Origin of the sequence: Protofrankia symbiont of Coriaria myrtifolia, assembly GCF_900634755.1 — a bacterium.
Taxonomy (GTDB): Bacteria; Actinomycetota; Actinomycetes; order Frankiales; family Frankiaceae; genus Protofrankia; species Protofrankia coriariae.
This window is the reverse complement of the sequence record NZ_CAAAFS010000151.1, coordinates 1-14,571: the sequence shown is the minus strand read 5'-3', so window position 1 is coordinate 14,571 and position 14,571 is coordinate 1. Positions and strand designations below refer to the sequence as shown.

Here is a 14,571-nt window from a genome sequence, read left to right as displayed (position 1 = left end):
TCAGGACGGCCCGGAGTGCAGGGCCGCGGCCAGCCGGACGACCCCGTCGACACCGCTGAGGTTGGTCGAGTACGACTGCGGCAGGAAGACCAGTTTGTTGTTCTTCACCGCGTCCAGGGTCGGGAAGGTCGTCGTCAGGTACTTACGGGCGCTCTCCTCGGACTCGCTGCCGCTGAGCAGGTAGACGAGGGTGGCGGGATCCTTCTTGGTGATGTCCTCGACGGAGAGCTGGCCATAGTACTTGCCGGCGGGCAGGATACCGGCGTAGATGTTCGTCGCCCCGGCGAGCCGCGCGATGTCGCTGTACACCCCTTCGTAGGTGTAGATCGTGCCGTTAAAAGAACTGATCAGCGCCACCGGGACGGGTGCTCTGCCTGCGATCTGGGCGGCGACCTGCCGCAGGCGGTTGTCGATGTCGGCTTTCAGCTCGTCGGCCTTTGCGGTGACCCCGAGAATCCTGCCCAGCGCGGTCAGGTCCGCGTCGACGTCACGCACCCTGGCCTTACTGGCGTCGTCGGTGCAGAAACCGCTGAGGATCAGCACCTGGATGCCCTGGGCCTTCAGATCGTCGATGGTCGGCAGCTGCTGGCCGTCGAAAAGATAGGAACCGTCCGCCCAGATGAGGTCGGGGCGCGCCGCCAGCAGCGCCTCCCGGGTCGGGGCGGACGCGCTCAGCGTCGGTATTTTCTTCTCCACCTCGGCGTACTGCGGCAACGGGGTGCCGCTGCTGGTGTTGTACTGGCCGACGATCTTCTCTGCCGCGCCGAGGGCGATCAGCAGCTCGGTGCTGGTGGTCCAGCCCGAGACGATGCGCGTCGGGGGCCTGTCGAAGTGCAGGGTGCGGCCACAGTTCTGGATGTCGACCGGGTAGCCGGCGCCGGCCGTCGCCCGCGCCGAAACGGCTCCCACCGTGCCGTTCCCCTCGGTGGTGGAGTCGGATCCGCAGGCCGTGAGGCCGACGGCGGACGCCACCAGCGCGACGAGCGCGCATTTTCGCGCGGCGGTGATTCTCATATGTTTCCTTCCGTGGCGAGTTCGCGTTCCTGCGGCGCCTTCTCGTCCCTGTCGAGGATCTCGGAAAAAGCAAGATGGAGGCGTCCGGTCACCGGATGGACACTGCGATGGGCCCGCACCCCGAAAACCTCGGCGACGAGATCCGGGGTCAGCACCTCCCAGGGATCCCCCGTGCGGACGACGACACCGTCGCGCAGCACGTAGAGCCGGTCGCAGAACGCCGCCGCGAGGTTGAGGTCGTGCAGCGCGGCCAACACGGTGATCCCCAGCGAACGCACCAGCGCGAGCAGGCTGAGCTGGGTGGCGATGTCGAGATGGTTGGTCGGCTCGTCCAGGACGAGCACCGACGGCTCCTGCACCAGCGCCCGGGCGAGCAGCACCCGCTGCTTCTCCCCGCCGGACAGGGAGGTGAACGCCCGGTCGGCATACGCGGGCATACCGACCGTGTCGAGCGCGTCGGCGACGATGCGACGGTCGGCCGCGGACGTGAACTCCCACCGGTTCTTGTGCGGCGTCCGCCCGGCCGCGACGATCTCGGCGACGGTGAAGTCGAAATTCTGGGAGTGCTCCTGGGCCAGCGCCGCCACCTGCCGCGCGGACTGCCGCGACGTGAGCTCCCGCAGCATGTTCCGCTCGTCGAGAAGAACAGCCCCGGATGTCGGCGCAACCGCCCGGTAGACGGTCTTCAGCACGGTGGACTTCCCGCTGCCGTTCGGGCCGACCAGGCCGACGAAGGCGCCGGGCGCGCAGTCGACGGTGACGTCGTGGACGATCAGCGCCTGGTCGATCCGCACGCCCACGCCGTCCAGACGCAGTCGTGTCACGCGCCGCCCCCGCCCCCGGCCCCGGCGGACAGCCGGCCGGCCCGGCCCGAACGGCGCAGCAGCAGCAGGAAGAAGGGCACGCCCGCGACAGCGGTGACGATGCTCAGCGGCACCTCCATCGGCCGGGCCACGACCCGACCCGCCAGATCGGCGAGGACGAGGAACACCCCGCCCAGCAGCGCCGCCACCGGCAGCAGCCGCCGGTGGTCGGAGCCGATGAGCAGTCGCACGCAGTGCGGTGCCACCAGCCCGACGAAGGTGACACCGCCCGCGACGGAGATGACCGCGGCGGTGAGCGCGGCGCAGACCGCCAGCAGCTGGGCGCGCAGTCGGCTGACGGAGATCCCCAGCGAGGCGGCGGCCTCGTCCCCGAGTACCAGGGCGTTGAGCTGCCTGGCCTGCGCGAGCAGCCAGATGGTGGCGGCCAGGACGATGACCGTGGGTAGCCGCAGTTTCTGCCAGTCCGCCCCGGAGACCGTTCCGAGCAGCCAGAACAGCACTGCAGCCAGCTGGTTCGACCCGACCCGCAGCTGCAGGAAGCTCGTCCCCGCCTGTAGGAGGTAGCCGATCGCCACCCCCGCGAGCAGCAGGCGGTGCGGATCCAGCCGGCCCTGCCGGCGCCCCAGCGCGATGACCAGGACGAGCGTGGCGACCGCTCCGGCGAAGGCGGCGCCGGAGACCCCGATCGTCGGCAGCAGCCCCGTCGTCGCGACCCCGCCCAGGGTGAGCACGGCGACCGCCGCGATCGACGCCCCCGAGGAGACCCCCACACGTACGGGTCGGCCAGCGGATTGCCCACCACCGCCTGCAGGACGGCGCCTGTCACGGCCAGGCCCGCGCCCACCACGAACGCCAGCAGCACCCGTGGTGTCCTGACCTGCCAGATGATCTGGTCGTCGATCGGCGGGGTGTGACCGCCGCCGCCGACGAGGTGGCTGAGGATGCTCGACCACACGTCGGCGGGCGAGATCGCCACCGCCCCGATGCTGACAGCGGCGACCAGCACGACCGGGGTCGCCACCAGCAGGACGACAACAGTGAGCAGAAATGTGTTCCGTGGACCGCGGGCCGCCCACGGCGCCACGGCGACGGCGGACGGGGTGCCACGCGCCGGGCCGAGTGTAGCGGCAGTGCCCGCCCGTGGCGGTGGCACAGCGACCCTCCCCGGCGATCCGGACACGTCGTTCAGCCGCATGGGCCGGCTGACGGACAACAGAGCACCCCCGTCCTCCCCACCGCTACGCCGGCCGGTAGACAATGCGTAATGAAAACTGAAACGATTATCGTTATTTGTGGATCACCGTAGCAGGCGCGCCCTACCCCGTCAAACACGACCTCGACGCAAGCGACCAGGGCATCTGGGGGCAGATAAGGCGCTCACGGACAGCGGGACCGATGATCGACTTCGTCGCCGGCCGAGTACCGTCACCATGATCGAAATCGATACTCGGCGTCAATCCACGCCTGGCGTTGTCCGCCTGGTGTAGCTGTCCTGGTGTAGCTGTTCAGCTCGGGTGAGCGGGCGTTCGCTGTCCCGTGTGCGCCGATCGCTACCGCGGTTGCGCTGCGGTGCGTTGGGATCGCTGGGTTCAGCGTATGGAGCCCGACGGGACGCTGACGTATGAAGAGCTGCTGCGTCTACTCGCCGAACGGGACACCACGATCGCCCGGCAAGCTGAGCTACTCGCCCGGCAGGCCGGATTCATCGAGACGCTGGCCGGACGGGTCGCCGAACTGGAACGGCAGCTGGGTAAGGACAGTGCGAACTCGTCGCAGCCCCCGTCGTCGGACAGCCCCTACACGAAGCCCGCACCGAAACGATCCTCACGAGGGAAGTCCGGCCGGGCACCGGGCAAGCAGCACGGCGATCCTGGGAACACCCTGCGGATGGTCGACGGCCCGGTCGCGATCGATCTCACGGTCCCGTTCACGAACAATGTCGCGGAACGCGATGTCCGACCCGCCAAGGTCCAGCAACGAACCTCCGGCGGCTGCTGGCGCACCCTGCAAGGCCTGGTCGACTTTGCCGTCGTGCAATCCTATCTGTCCACCGCCACCAAATGGGGTCTGGACACCCTCGACGTGCTCACCCAGTTGTTCACCACCGGCGCCTGGCTCCCACCCACGGCCCGACCCTCCTGACACCACGCTCAGCAACCAGCCATCCCAGCTGAACAGTTACCCGGAAACAGCGTGCGAGAGACGCGGACACAGATCAACGCAGTTGAGCTACCACTTGTTCGTAGTAGAACTTCCACAGTGCCGTCCGGGCCCGGACGGGCTCCGGGCGGAGCGGCTCGGCAACGCAGCAGCCACAGACGCATCCGCTCCGGTTCCGTCCGTCGGATGTCGGCCGGCCACCCCGGCAAACGATCCTGTGATCGTCGTCACGTCCGAAGAGACACGCCGGGACATGCGACGAAACACGCCCGACTCGCCACCCTCGCCGTCACCCTCGGCAACAAGCGCGGGGGCCGGTGCCACGCCGACCCGGTCCGGCTGTGGACGGATGCCGCTCGCGCGGGCGCGGCCTAACATGTGTCGAATGGCTGATCTTACGGGTGGGGCGCACCGGGATCCGCTGAGCGCGCTTCGACAGCCGGTGCCGCCGGATCTCGCCCGGCGGGCGGCCGCCTTCCAGGCGGGCCACAGCCAGCCGGTCGCGACCCGCGACGCCGCCACCGTCGCGCTGCTCCGGGACGCCGAGAACGGGACGGGCATCCAGGTCTGCCTGCTGCGCCGGGTGTCGACGATGGCCTTCGCCGCCGGCATGCACGTCTTCCCTGGCGGGACGGTGGACCCGGCCGACGTCACCGCCCAGCCGCGGTGGTTCGGTACCTCCGAAACGAACGTCGAGACGGACGTCGAAACGGATGTTGAAACGGACGTTGAAGTGGACGTTGAGACGGACGTCGAAACGGACATCGTCACGGCCCTCGACGCCGAGCCAGCGCTGGCCCGCGCCCTGGTGAGCGCCGCCGTACGGGAGACGTTCGAGGAGAGCGGCGTGCTGCTCGCCGGCCCCGACGCGGACAGCGTCGCCGACGTCACCGACCCCAGCTGGGAGGCCGACCGTCTCGCGTTGGAGAAGCGGCAGCTCAGCATGGCCACTCTGCTGGCCCGCCGGGGTCTGGGCCTGCGCGTCGACCTGCTGCGCCCGTGGGCACGCTGGGTGACCCCCGAGGTGGAGCCCCGTCGGTACGACACCCGTTTCTTCATCGCCGCCATGCCGGTCGAGCAGCGAACCCGCCCGATACCCGGCGAGTCCGACCGGCTGCTGTGGCTGTCGCCGGTCACGGCTCTCGCCGAGCATCTGGCGGGACGGCTGGCGATGCTGCCACCCACCGTGCACACGCTGCGGGAGCTGGCCGAGCACGCATCCGTCGCGTCCGTCCTGGCGGCGGCGCGCATCCGGGACCTCAGCCCGGTGCGCCCGAAGATCCTCGTCCGGGACGGGGAGGCCCACCTGCTCCTCCCCCACGACGACGGCTACGACCACGCGCCCACTCCCCCGGCCTCGGCCCCGGAGAGGTAGGACGCCCTCGCCGGTGTTGGCCGCTGGGCGTGTCTGGCAGATGTTGGCCGATGCGGGCGGTGACCCAGGCTGTCTCCCGCAGGGCGGAGGACAGCGGGGTTCTCGTGCGGCGCGACCGGAGACCCGCGCCGTCGCGTGGTGACGACGCGGACGGTGGTGGACGGGGAGCCGTTCGGCAGCGGATCCGTCGGTGACGACAACAACTCCTTTGGTGACGACAACAATGCGGCAGGTAACCGTCTGGCGTCCGCGACCACCCACACGGACCATGATCGGTGTCCGTCGACGCGTGTCGCCGTTCGTGAGGACACAGATGGCTACATGATCAGCACTCCGGGGCTCGGCGGGCTCGCACGGGCTCATGGCGACACTGTCTCCGACAGTCTGTAGAACTGCGGCCCGGGCCGCCGCCGTGGCGACCGTCACCAGCGACGGCCGCCACCAGCCCGGGATCGCCGAACGGACACCCGCCCATCTGATCTTCACCGTCTACGACCTGACCGCGGCCGACCCGGCCGGCGGCTACCTCGCCCAGCAGCTCCTCGAGGGCATCTGATCCAGGCCGCGTCAGCAGCGGTGAAACACCGCGCCGATGTTTTCCGACACAGATCTTCGGTCCTGTTTCGTCAACCTGTGATCGGGTATGAAACGCCCCCGGCTGGAGCGTGCGGAGGAAACGTGAGGAGGAAAGCGATGCTGGAGGTACGGGAACTCTTTGACAGCATGGCCGCGAGCATGAGCCTCAGCAGCGAGGACCGGGCGCGGGGAGTCGACGCGCTGAACGACTGTGAGGAAGCGGTCACCGCATGCGCTTCGGCGATGCTCACCATGACAGATCAGGCCGATGTACAGATGGCCGTACGGCGTGACCTGGACTGCGCGGACGTCGTCCACGCGACCCGCCGGCTGCTGACCCGCGGGAGCGGCCCGGACAGCAGCCTGCTCGGCGTACAGCTCGAAGCCTGCCTGCTGGCCTGTGAACAGAGCAACGAGCTGTGCGCCGCGCACGCTTCGCATCACGAATACTGCCGGATCTGTTCCGAAGCGACACGGCGATGCGCCACGGTCTGCCGGGACCTTCTCAACGCCCTTCGCAGCTGACGTCCGGGCCACACCCTGGCATTCGGTGGCGCTGCACCGCCTGGACGGCGGCTGGGAGCTGATGCGGCGGACCGACGCCGAACGGCTCGGCCGTCTCGTGCTGCGCGACGGCCAACCAAGCCACTTCGAGGCAATCACACCCGCCTGAACCTCCGGGCGGGACATACGAGCGGTGTCAGCTGACCGCGGTCAGGGAGCCTTTGGTGCGGTGCTGGGCGCAGTCGACGCGCAGGGCGGACGGTGGCAGGTCGTGGTCGAAGTAGGCGCAGCGGTGCGTGCGCGCGGAACGGGTACCCGGGGCGACCGTGAGATAGTCGCACGTGGTGCAGGAGCGGGACACGGGGATCAGATCGGCCTCGTGGAAGCGTTGCAGGACGGCCAGCAGCGCGATGAACAGGTCCTCGGCCTGCGTCGGGTCGATGCTCGACAGGGCGATCTCGGCGGGTACCGTCCGGCGCGCAGCCTTGGCGGCGATCCGCCGGCCTGCCAGGGTGAGGACGATCTGCTGCTGCCGGCCGTCGTCGGGATCGCGTCTGCGCTCGACGAGCCCCTTACGGTGCAGGGCACCGACCGCGTCGCTGACCGTCGGGTCGGCGACGTTGAGCTCGCGGGCCAGCGCCGTGCTCTGTGCCCGCGGCGGGGGGCCGTGGTGCAGATAGGCCAGGATGCGCAGCTGCGTCGACGAAAGCCCGTGCGTCTCGGCGGTACGCCGGGCCAGTACGTGCAGGGCGTCGCCGATGACGTCCAAGGCGGCAACGATTTTCGCGTCGATGCCGTGCTGCCGTTCGTCGTCCGCCATTCGCATGGGCCGACTGTAGCAACCTTTCGCCGCTATCTGTCAAGGTGAGCCGAGAGACAGGTAATGTCCATTAGCTCGTGGTCGAAGCGTGCGAGCGGGGCACCAGACTAAAGCAGGTAGAATAAGGCGGACCGAGAGAACGAGCACGTGTCCGTAGCGCCGTGACCAGCCGTGCCCTGACGAAGACGGCCGGACCACTCGCCGACCCGGATGTCGTCCGGCCACATTCCCGACACCAGATGCCGAACGACGATCCGTATTTCGGATCCCGGTTCAGGACGATGACGTACCGGCCGGTTCTTCCGGCGCGGTTCGACGCTTCGGAGGCCGCCCACGCGCTGCCGCGACTTCTTCGAGCACCATATTTGACCACCACATTCGACCACAACATTTGACCTGCCACGTCCGGCTGTCACGTTCGACCGCCACAACAGCACCCACCGTCATTCCGGGCTCGGGTCCTGCCGGCTCCGGCGACGGCGCGTCACGGCCAGGCCGGGGTGGTCGGGGTAGCAGGGCAGACCCCGGGCGGGGCGGCGGGGCCGAGCGGCGATCCTGGCGGCCGGTGACACGGAGCCGACCGGTCAGCGGTCTCTTCAAGATTCCCTCTTGACGATGTTGACAGGTCCCGTCCACGTACATGCCGCGAATAATTCTTAGGAGTCCTTGACAGTTGCTTGTACACCTTGTCTACTGACCGCGTAGGCAAACGTGAGCATTCCGGCAGCGAAGGAGATCTCCCGATGCCCAGGCTCTCCCGCAGCGACTGGTATGACCTGGCACGTGACACGAACTGGACGTTCAGCTACGTCAACGAGGCCGACGTGTTCCCCGAAGAACTGTCGGGTACCGGTCGTGTCCCGCCCGAGGCGTGGCTGGCCTGGGACGAGCCCTACAAGATCAGTTACCGCGAATACGTCCACAACCAGGTCACCAAGGACACCACCACCTACTCGCTGAAGAACGCCGTCGGCCGCTCGAAGCTGTTCGACCAACTCGATCCGGGCTGGAAGTCCGTGGTCGTCGCGCACTACGGCGCGATCGCGATGCCGGAGTACCTGGCGTCCTTCGGCGAGGCCCGCATGGGCCGGTTCGGGCGCGCCGCCGCCTGGCGCAACACCGCGACGTTCGGCACGCTGGACGAGGTAAGGCACGGCCAGATCCAGACGTTCTTCCCGTACGGCCTGCTCGGCAAGGAGCCGCGCGGCGACTGGGCGCTGAAAGCGTTCCACACCAACAACTGGATCACCCTGGCCGTACGGCACCTCTTCGACGACATGTTCGTCGCCAACGACGCGCTGTCCGTCGCGATCCAGCTCACCTTCACGCTGGAGACCGGTTTTACGAACCTGCAGTTCCTCGGCATGGTCGCGGACGCCATCGACGTCGGCGACCTGGAGTTCGGCTCGCTGATATCGAGCATCCAGACGGACGAGGCGCGCCACGCGCAACAGGGCGAGCCCACCATCAAGGTGCTCATCGACAACGGCCACAAAGAATACGGCCAGTTCCTGGTCGACCACATGTTCTGGCGGGCCTGGCGCGCGTTCGCCCTGCTCACCGGCCTGTCAATGGACTATTACACCCCGCTGGACAGCCGGAAGATGAGCTTCAAGGAGTTCATCCAGGACTGGGTCGTCAAACAGTTCGCCGACCAGTTCCGCGACTACGGCCTGGACTTCCCCTGGTACTGGGACGAGTTCATCAACGAACTGGACTGGTACCACCACGCGATCCACACCGTCGTCTGGAACTACCGGCCCAGCGTCTGGTGGAACCCCGACGCCGGCGTCTCGCCGAAGGAACGGCAGTGGCTGGAGGAGAAGTACCCCGGCTGGAACCGCGCCTTCGGAAAGCACTGGGACGTGCTCACCGAGAACGTCCGCACGGGCAATCTCGCCGAGACCTTCCCGGAGACGCTGCCGGTCGCCTGCAACCTCTGCCAGCTACCGATCGTCCGCGCCGCTGGCGTGCTGGCCGGCGCGCACACCGACCCCGCCCAGCTCAACTACCGGCGTTACATTGCCCTCCAGCACGACCGCGAGATCTACGCCGAACGCGTCGTCGACCGCTTCGAGGCCCTCGACCACGACGCCGGGCTCGACCCGGCCTGGGTCGCCGTCCTGGGCCGCGTCTATCTGCCCGCCCGGTTCGCGCTGCACGTCCTGCAGATCACCAGCCTGTACGTCGGCCAGCTGGCGCCGAGCGCGGCCATCACGAACGCGTCCTTCTTCCAGGCCGCCGACGAACTGCGCGCGCTGCAGTGGATCGCCTACCGGGCGAAGTCGCTGTCGCTCTCGCATGGCCCGGACCTCGCCGACAGCACGGTCGCGCGCCGCTTCTGGGAGCAGGATCCGGCCTGGCAGCCGGCCCGCGAACTGCTGGAGAACCTGCTGCTGGCCTACGACTGGGCTGAGGCGTTCACCGCCCTCGACCTCGTCGTCAAACCGGCCTTCGACGCCCTGTTCAAGCAGGCCTTCACCGCGCTCGCGACCGCCAACAGGGACGAGCTGACCGCGCAGCTGCTGCACGAGTCCGGTGTCGACAGCAGGCGCGGCCAGGACTGGACCGGCACTCTCGCCCGCTACATCCTCGCCGCCCGGCCGGGCAACCGCGAGCACGTCCTCGGCTGGGAGAGCAGGTGGCAGCCGCGTGTCACGCGAGCCATCGACGCCCTGGCCGGCACGTTCGGTGCGGCACCCGCGCCGGCGGACGCCGCGTCCGTGCGGCAGACCGTGGACCAGGCGACCACACAGTTCCGTAACAGCTGGCTCACGGCGGTTCCGGCTGCGTAGTCCCGGCCGCGTGAAGGTTCCGGCCGCACAGAGCTGGCAGATCAGCCACCACGTCAAAGGAGCGTTGTACATGTCCGTTCTGCCTGAAGTCATCGCAGCCAACGCCGAGTACGCCGCCTCGTTCGGTGACAGGAGCGAGCTGGCCCTGCCGCCGGCCCGGGGCTTCGCCGTTCTCACGTGCATGGACGCCCGGCTGGATCCGGCCAAGTACGCCGGGCTCAGCGAGGGCGACGCCCACGTGATCCGCAACGCCGGCGGGCGCGCCAGCGACGACGCGATCCGTTCGCTGGTGATCTCGTACAAGCTGCTGGGCACCAAGGAGTGGTTCGTCATCCACCACAGCGACTGCGGCATGGAGTTCTTCACCGACGAGGTGATCCGCGGCCTGCTCGCGAACAGCCTGGAGACCGCCGCCCTCGGCGACCAGGGCTTCTACGACGTCGGCACCGGCCCGGGCGCCCGGGAGGGCGACTACATCGACTGGCTCACGATCTCCGACCAGGCCACGAGCGTGACCGAGGACGTCCGCCGGATCCGCAACCACCCGCTCGTCCCCGCGCGTATCCCGATCTACGGGTACATCTACGACGTCAAGAGCGGCCTGCTCCTCGAAGTCCCGACCGCCACCGAAGTCGGCCGGGCGGCATAGGCCGCCACTGGCGTCCTGCGTGAACGGCCCGATGAGGGGGGTGGTTTCGGGGCGTCCCCGGGACCACCGGCATTCGCGCTGAGAGCGCGTCCCATGCGGTGTGGATGAGACCGTCCGCTCCTGTGGAGGGGACGGTCTCGCGAAACGGCTTCCCGGACGGGCTGTGGAGGATGTGAAGCCGGTGGGGGCGCGTGGTACGGCTGGCGGCCCCCGCTGGCCCGCACCGGCCTGCTCACCGCCGCCGTCAGCGGGCGGGCCGTCGACCGCGCCGGCTTCACACGTCGAGCCCGGTCACCGGGGAGCCGACGAGATCACCGCGCCCACGGACGGGACGCGCGCGCCGCGTTGGCCAGTCAGGACCGATCCTCGGCCGGGCTGAATGTCGTCACGTCCGTAGGCGGGCCGCGCGCGCCGGCGCCCGCGGCCGGCACGCGACACCCGGACGTGTCCCGGTTCCGGCATTACCCACGCCCGGCGGTATCCACAAGATACCCAAATGTTTACGTGGTCGTGTCATGTGAATCCCGACGGGATCCCCGAAAGTCCCGCCGACCGCGGCCGGCGCCGGAAATTCACACCCCGGCCTCCGCGGTGACCTGCGCCACATTTACCATGAGCCGGTTAGCCGTCCACTCCGAAGTGCTTAATTTGATCTACATCGGAAATCACCGCCGGTCTCGGTGAGTGGCACGATCGCATTTATATCCACGCGTCCGTCCGGCGGTAACGAGAACGGGGACGGGTGATGTTCAGCGAAGGAATTCTTCTCGGGGAGCGCGTGGCACGGCCACCGGAAGCATCAATCCTGGATCTCGTCGAGCGGGCGGTCACCCGTTTCCCGCACACGTTGGCGATCATCGCGCCGCAGGGGTCCGTCACCTATGCCGAGCTGAACGCCGCGGCGGAGGTCGTGGCCGGCGAGCTGCGGCGGCACGGGATCGGCCGCGGCGACCTGGTCCCCCCCTCGTCATGGACGGTGGCCTGGCCCTCCCGGTCGCGATGCTCGGCGTGCTGAAGACCGGCGCCGCTTTCGTGCCGATGGACGCCGCATGGCCCGAGCCACGGCGGCGGGAGGCCCTGGACCAGCTGGACTGTCCGGTGACGATCACGGCGGACGGCTCCGTCGGCACGCCACGGTGCGTGCGGGCCCGGGCGGAGCCGCCCGCCCGGGCCCGCGGCGGCGCGCTGTCCGCGCGCCCACGCCCACACGATGTGGTCTACGGCTTCTTCACCAGCGGGTCCACCGGCCGGCCCAAGTGCGCGCTCAATTTCCACCGCGGTCTGGTCAACCGTCTTCTCACGATGTCCGAACGGTTCGGCCGCGACGGGGATGTCGTGCTGCAGAACTCCTCGCACGTCTTCGACTCGGCCATCTGGCAGCTGCTGTGGCCACTCACCCGCGGCTGTCGGGTGGTGATTCCAGAACGCGCGGGAATCCTCGACTTCGAGTCGACCATGACAACGGTCGAACGGTACGGCGTCACCATGACGGATTTCGTGCCGTCCGTGTTCGACCTTTTCGTCGAGACGGTCGCGGGCAGGCCCGGTAGCGTCGGGCGGCTGGTTTCACTGCGCCGGCTGCTGCTCGGCGGCGAGGCGATGAACGCCGGTTCGGTCCAGAAATTCCGTGCCCTGCTGCCCCGGCTGGCCGTCACGAACACGTTCGGCCCGACCGAGGCGTCGATCGGCAGTGTCTTCCACGACGTCACCGACGAGGACGTGCGTGAGACACCCATCGGGAGACCGATCGCGAACACCGCGGTCGTGCTGCTGGGGGACGGCGGGCACACCGTACGGCAGGGAGAGGTCGGGCAGATCCACCTCGCGGGCCTGTGCCTGGGCGCCGGTTATCACCGCGATCCGCGGGCGACGCGGGAGTCGTTCATCGACAACCCGTTTCCCCAGGTGCCCGGGGACCGGTTGTACCGCACCGGGGACTACGGCTACGTCCGCCGGGACGGCCTGCTGATGTTCACCGGCCGGCGCGACGACCAGATCAAGATCGCGGGTGTCCGGATCGACCTGAACGAGATCGAGACCACGTTGCGGGACGCCCCGGGCGTCCAGCGGGTGAAGACCGTCGTAGCCGGCACCCGGGCGCAGCGGTCGGTCGTCTGCTTCGCCGTACTCACCGCCGGGCAGACGGAGAGCGGCCTGCTGGCATACGCACGAAGCAGGCTGCCGGCGGCCGGTGTCCCGCGGCGGGTGGTCGCGGTGGACCGGATGCCGTTGCTCCCCAACGGCAAGGTGGACCAGGTCGCCCTGCGCCACCGCCTCACCGACGAGCACCGCCGCACCGGCGAACACGGCCCCACCGGCGAACACGGCGCGCCCGGGGGGACAACCGCCCCGGCCCCCTTCCTGGAGGCCGAGATCCTGCGGCTCTGGCGGCTGTTGCTCCCCGACGCGACCGCTCGCACCGACTTCTTCCGCGCGGGCGGCACCTCGCTCACCGCGGTGCGGCTCGCGCTGGCCCTCGAGCGACGTTTCGGAGTACGGCTGGAGTCTCGCGACCTGCTGGGGGCGCCGACTCTGCGGGAACAGGCCGCCCTGATCGTGTCGGGTCCGGGCCACGCCGAGGACGGGACGCCGCTGGCGGACGTCGTGGGCCGGGACATCTTCCTGCACGAGCCGGCCGCTCCCCCGGCCCCCCGCCGGCCGGCCCCGGGCAGGCGTCCGGCGGGCCCACCGCGTCCGGAGACGGTCCTCCTGACCGGGGCCACCGGATTCGTCGGCGCGCGCCTGCTCGCCGAACTCACCCGACGAACCACCCGGACCGTGGTGTGTCTCGTGCGCGGCAGTAACGACCAGGAGGCGGGCAGGCGGCTGGACGCGGCGCTGCGGGCCGCTGGTCTACGGGTCGAGCGCGGCCGCGCCGTCGCCGTCGCCGGAGATCTCGGCCTGCCGCTGCTGGGCCTGCGGGAGGGGCGCTACCACGATCTCGCGGACGAGGCGGTGGCCGTCGTCCACGCGGGGGCGCTGATCAACGCGGTGCTCGACTACGAACGTCACCGCGCGACCAACGTCGACGGCACCCGCGAGGTGATCCGGTTCGCCATGACGGGCCGGACGAAGCGGCTGTGGCATCTGTCGACGGTGAGCGTGCTCGGCGACGGCCCGCCGGGGCCACCCACCGTCGACGTCTCCGGACGCCGGCACGGCCTGCCGGCCGACGGGTACAGCCAGTCCAAGTGGACGGCCGAGCAGCTCCTCGAACGCGCCAGGTCGCGCGGGCTGCCCGCCACGGTGTGCCGGCTCGGCGAGGTCGGCGCGGACTCACGCACGGGCGTGGGCAACCCGACGTCCCTGGTGACGCTGGTGCTGCGGCTGTGCCGGGCCCTCGACGCCCGGGTGGTGACCAGGGCGTCGGTGGACTGGGCGCCGGTCGACCGGGTGGCCCGGTTCATCGTCGAGGGGCTCCACCGCGATGAGGCCCGCGGGGAGACCTTCGACCTCCTGGGGCCGGGCCGGGTCCTGCTCAGCGAACTCATGGCCCGGCTTCCCGGCCCCGCCGCCCGTCGTCCGGAGACGGTGTCGTATGCGCAGTTCCACGAGCGGGCGCTGGCCCGTGCGCGCGAGGACGACCTCGTGGCGCGTTGTCTGCTCGCGCTGCCGCCCTGGACCGGTGACGGCGCCGATCCCGTCGCCGATGTCTTCACCGACGCCACGGCCAGGTTCCCCGCGCCCCGCGCCACGCAGCTCGCCCGGCGGTTCGGTCTGCCGTGGGCGGTACCGCGATCGGGGGAGATCGACACCTACCTGCGCTGGGTCGTGCGGGACGCGCCCTCGGCGGGCACCGACGGGGCGGTCGTCCCACCGTCCCCGGCAGCCCGGTCCGTCGACGTCTCTCCGCC

At 69.6% G+C, this 14,571-nt stretch carries 12 protein-coding genes and 3 pseudogenes; 11 read left to right on the top strand and 4 right to left on the bottom strand.

Features of this window, described 5'->3' with window-relative positions; all coding sequences use genetic code 11:
* The 3 genes and pseudogenes from CM1CMNOD_RS08490 to CM1CMNOD_RS08480 form a co-directional block, all read right to left on the bottom strand.
* Complete coding sequence (locus CM1CMNOD_RS08490; RefSeq protein WP_013873262.1) at positions 1-1,014, bottom strand: ABC transporter substrate-binding protein; 1,014 nt, start codon at positions 1,012-1,014, stop codon at positions 1-3.
* A complete protein-coding gene (locus tag CM1CMNOD_RS08485) occupies positions 1,011-1,838 on the bottom strand; it encodes an ABC transporter ATP-binding protein (RefSeq protein WP_013873261.1) in 828 nt (275 codons plus the stop codon). Before CM1CMNOD_RS08485 ends, CM1CMNOD_RS08490 begins: the two co-directional genes overlap by 4 nt.
* Positions 1,835-2,793: pseudogene (locus CM1CMNOD_RS08480) on the bottom strand (FecCD family ABC transporter permease). Before CM1CMNOD_RS08480 ends, CM1CMNOD_RS08485 begins: the two are co-directional and overlap by 4 nt.
* Between CM1CMNOD_RS08480 and CM1CMNOD_RS22950 the strand changes: the two are divergent.
* The 7 genes and pseudogenes from CM1CMNOD_RS22950 to CM1CMNOD_RS23580 all read left to right on the top strand — a co-directional run bounded on the left by CM1CMNOD_RS22950 (position 2,780) and on the right by CM1CMNOD_RS23580 (position 6,622).
* Positions 2,780-3,103: a hypothetical protein gene (locus CM1CMNOD_RS22950; RefSeq protein ID WP_241245625.1), complete on the top strand. Its 324-nt coding sequence runs from the start codon at positions 2,780-2,782 to the stop codon at positions 3,101-3,103. The pseudogene CM1CMNOD_RS08480 and the gene CM1CMNOD_RS22950 sit on opposite strands and share 14 nt — an antisense overlap.
* Positions 3,104-3,434: 331 nt before the next feature.
* A pseudogene (locus tag CM1CMNOD_RS22945) lies at positions 3,435-3,707 on the top strand (DUF6444 domain-containing protein); the annotation flags it as partial.
* A gap of 39 nt (positions 3,708-3,746) precedes the next feature.
* Positions 3,747-3,980, top strand: a pseudogene (locus CM1CMNOD_RS08475) (IS66 family transposase); the annotation flags it as partial.
* A gap of 403 nt (positions 3,981-4,383) precedes the next feature.
* A complete protein-coding gene (locus CM1CMNOD_RS08470; protein ID WP_013873259.1) occupies positions 4,384-5,373 on the top strand; it encodes an NUDIX hydrolase in 990 nt (329 codons plus the stop codon).
* Positions 5,374-5,785: 412 nt separating this feature from the next.
* Entirely contained in the window at positions 5,786-5,929 is a 144-nt protein-coding gene (locus tag CM1CMNOD_RS08465) for a hypothetical protein (RefSeq protein ID WP_165001414.1), read from the top strand.
* A 137-nt stretch (positions 5,930-6,066) separates the two neighbouring features.
* Entirely contained in the window at positions 6,067-6,474 is a 408-nt protein-coding gene (locus tag CM1CMNOD_RS08460) for a hypothetical protein (protein WP_013873256.1), read from the top strand.
* A gap of 25 nt (positions 6,475-6,499) precedes the next feature.
* The gene (locus CM1CMNOD_RS23580; RefSeq protein WP_258165219.1) at positions 6,500-6,622 is read left to right on the top strand and encodes a hypothetical protein; all 123 of its coding nucleotides are present in this window, start codon (positions 6,500-6,502) and stop codon (positions 6,620-6,622) included.
* 27 nt (positions 6,623-6,649) lie between these two features.
* On the opposite strand, the gene CM1CMNOD_RS08455 is transcribed toward CM1CMNOD_RS23580, so the two are convergent.
* Positions 6,650-7,279, bottom strand: a complete 630-nt coding sequence (locus tag CM1CMNOD_RS08455; RefSeq protein ID WP_013873255.1) for a MarR family winged helix-turn-helix transcriptional regulator — start codon at positions 7,277-7,279, stop codon at positions 6,650-6,652.
* Positions 7,280-8,016: 737 nt separating this feature from the next.
* Here CM1CMNOD_RS08455 and CM1CMNOD_RS22940 point away from each other — a divergent pair.
* The 4 genes from CM1CMNOD_RS22940 to CM1CMNOD_RS08435 all read left to right on the top strand — a co-directional run.
* Positions 8,017-10,068, top strand: a complete 2,052-nt coding sequence (locus CM1CMNOD_RS22940) for a methane/phenol/toluene hydroxylase (RefSeq protein WP_013873254.1) — start codon at positions 8,017-8,019, stop codon at positions 10,066-10,068.
* Positions 10,069-10,138: 70 nt separating this feature from the next.
* Complete coding sequence (locus CM1CMNOD_RS08445) at positions 10,139-10,717, top strand: carbonic anhydrase (RefSeq protein WP_013873253.1); 579 nt, start codon at positions 10,139-10,141, stop codon at positions 10,715-10,717.
* A 745-nt stretch (positions 10,718-11,462) separates the two neighbouring features.
* Complete coding sequence (locus tag CM1CMNOD_RS08440) at positions 11,463-11,732, top strand: AMP-binding protein (protein WP_131772408.1); 270 nt, start codon at positions 11,463-11,465, stop codon at positions 11,730-11,732.
* On the top strand, positions 11,687-14,571 hold a 2,885-nt coding region (locus CM1CMNOD_RS08435; RefSeq protein ID WP_131773932.1), incomplete at its 3' end, for a non-ribosomal peptide synthetase. The genes CM1CMNOD_RS08440 and CM1CMNOD_RS08435, both read left to right, overlap by 46 nt.

Excerpts from the sequence above, each read along its gene's own strand:
- CM1CMNOD_RS08490 (WP_013873262.1), bottom strand. The coding sequence starts at position 1,014 with ATGAGAATCACCGCCGCGCGAAAATGCGCGCTCGTCGCGCTGGTGGCG.
- CM1CMNOD_RS22950 (WP_241245625.1), top strand. The coding sequence starts at position 2,780 with ATGCTCGACCACACGTCGGCGGGCGAGATCGCCACCGCCCCGATGCTG.
- CM1CMNOD_RS08470 (WP_013873259.1), top strand. The coding sequence starts at position 4,384 with ATGGCTGATCTTACGGGTGGGGCGCACCGGGATCCGCTGAGCGCGCTT.
- CM1CMNOD_RS08460 (WP_013873256.1), top strand. The coding sequence starts at position 6,067 with ATGCTGGAGGTACGGGAACTCTTTGACAGCATGGCCGCGAGCATGAGC.
- CM1CMNOD_RS08455 (WP_013873255.1), bottom strand. The coding sequence starts at position 7,279 with ATGCGAATGGCGGACGACGAACGGCAGCACGGCATCGACGCGAAAATC.
- CM1CMNOD_RS22940 (WP_013873254.1), top strand. The coding sequence starts at position 8,017 with ATGCCCAGGCTCTCCCGCAGCGACTGGTATGACCTGGCACGTGACACG.
- CM1CMNOD_RS08445 (WP_013873253.1), top strand. The coding sequence starts at position 10,139 with ATGTCCGTTCTGCCTGAAGTCATCGCAGCCAACGCCGAGTACGCCGCC.
- CM1CMNOD_RS08440 (WP_131772408.1), top strand. The coding sequence starts at position 11,463 with ATGTTCAGCGAAGGAATTCTTCTCGGGGAGCGCGTGGCACGGCCACCG.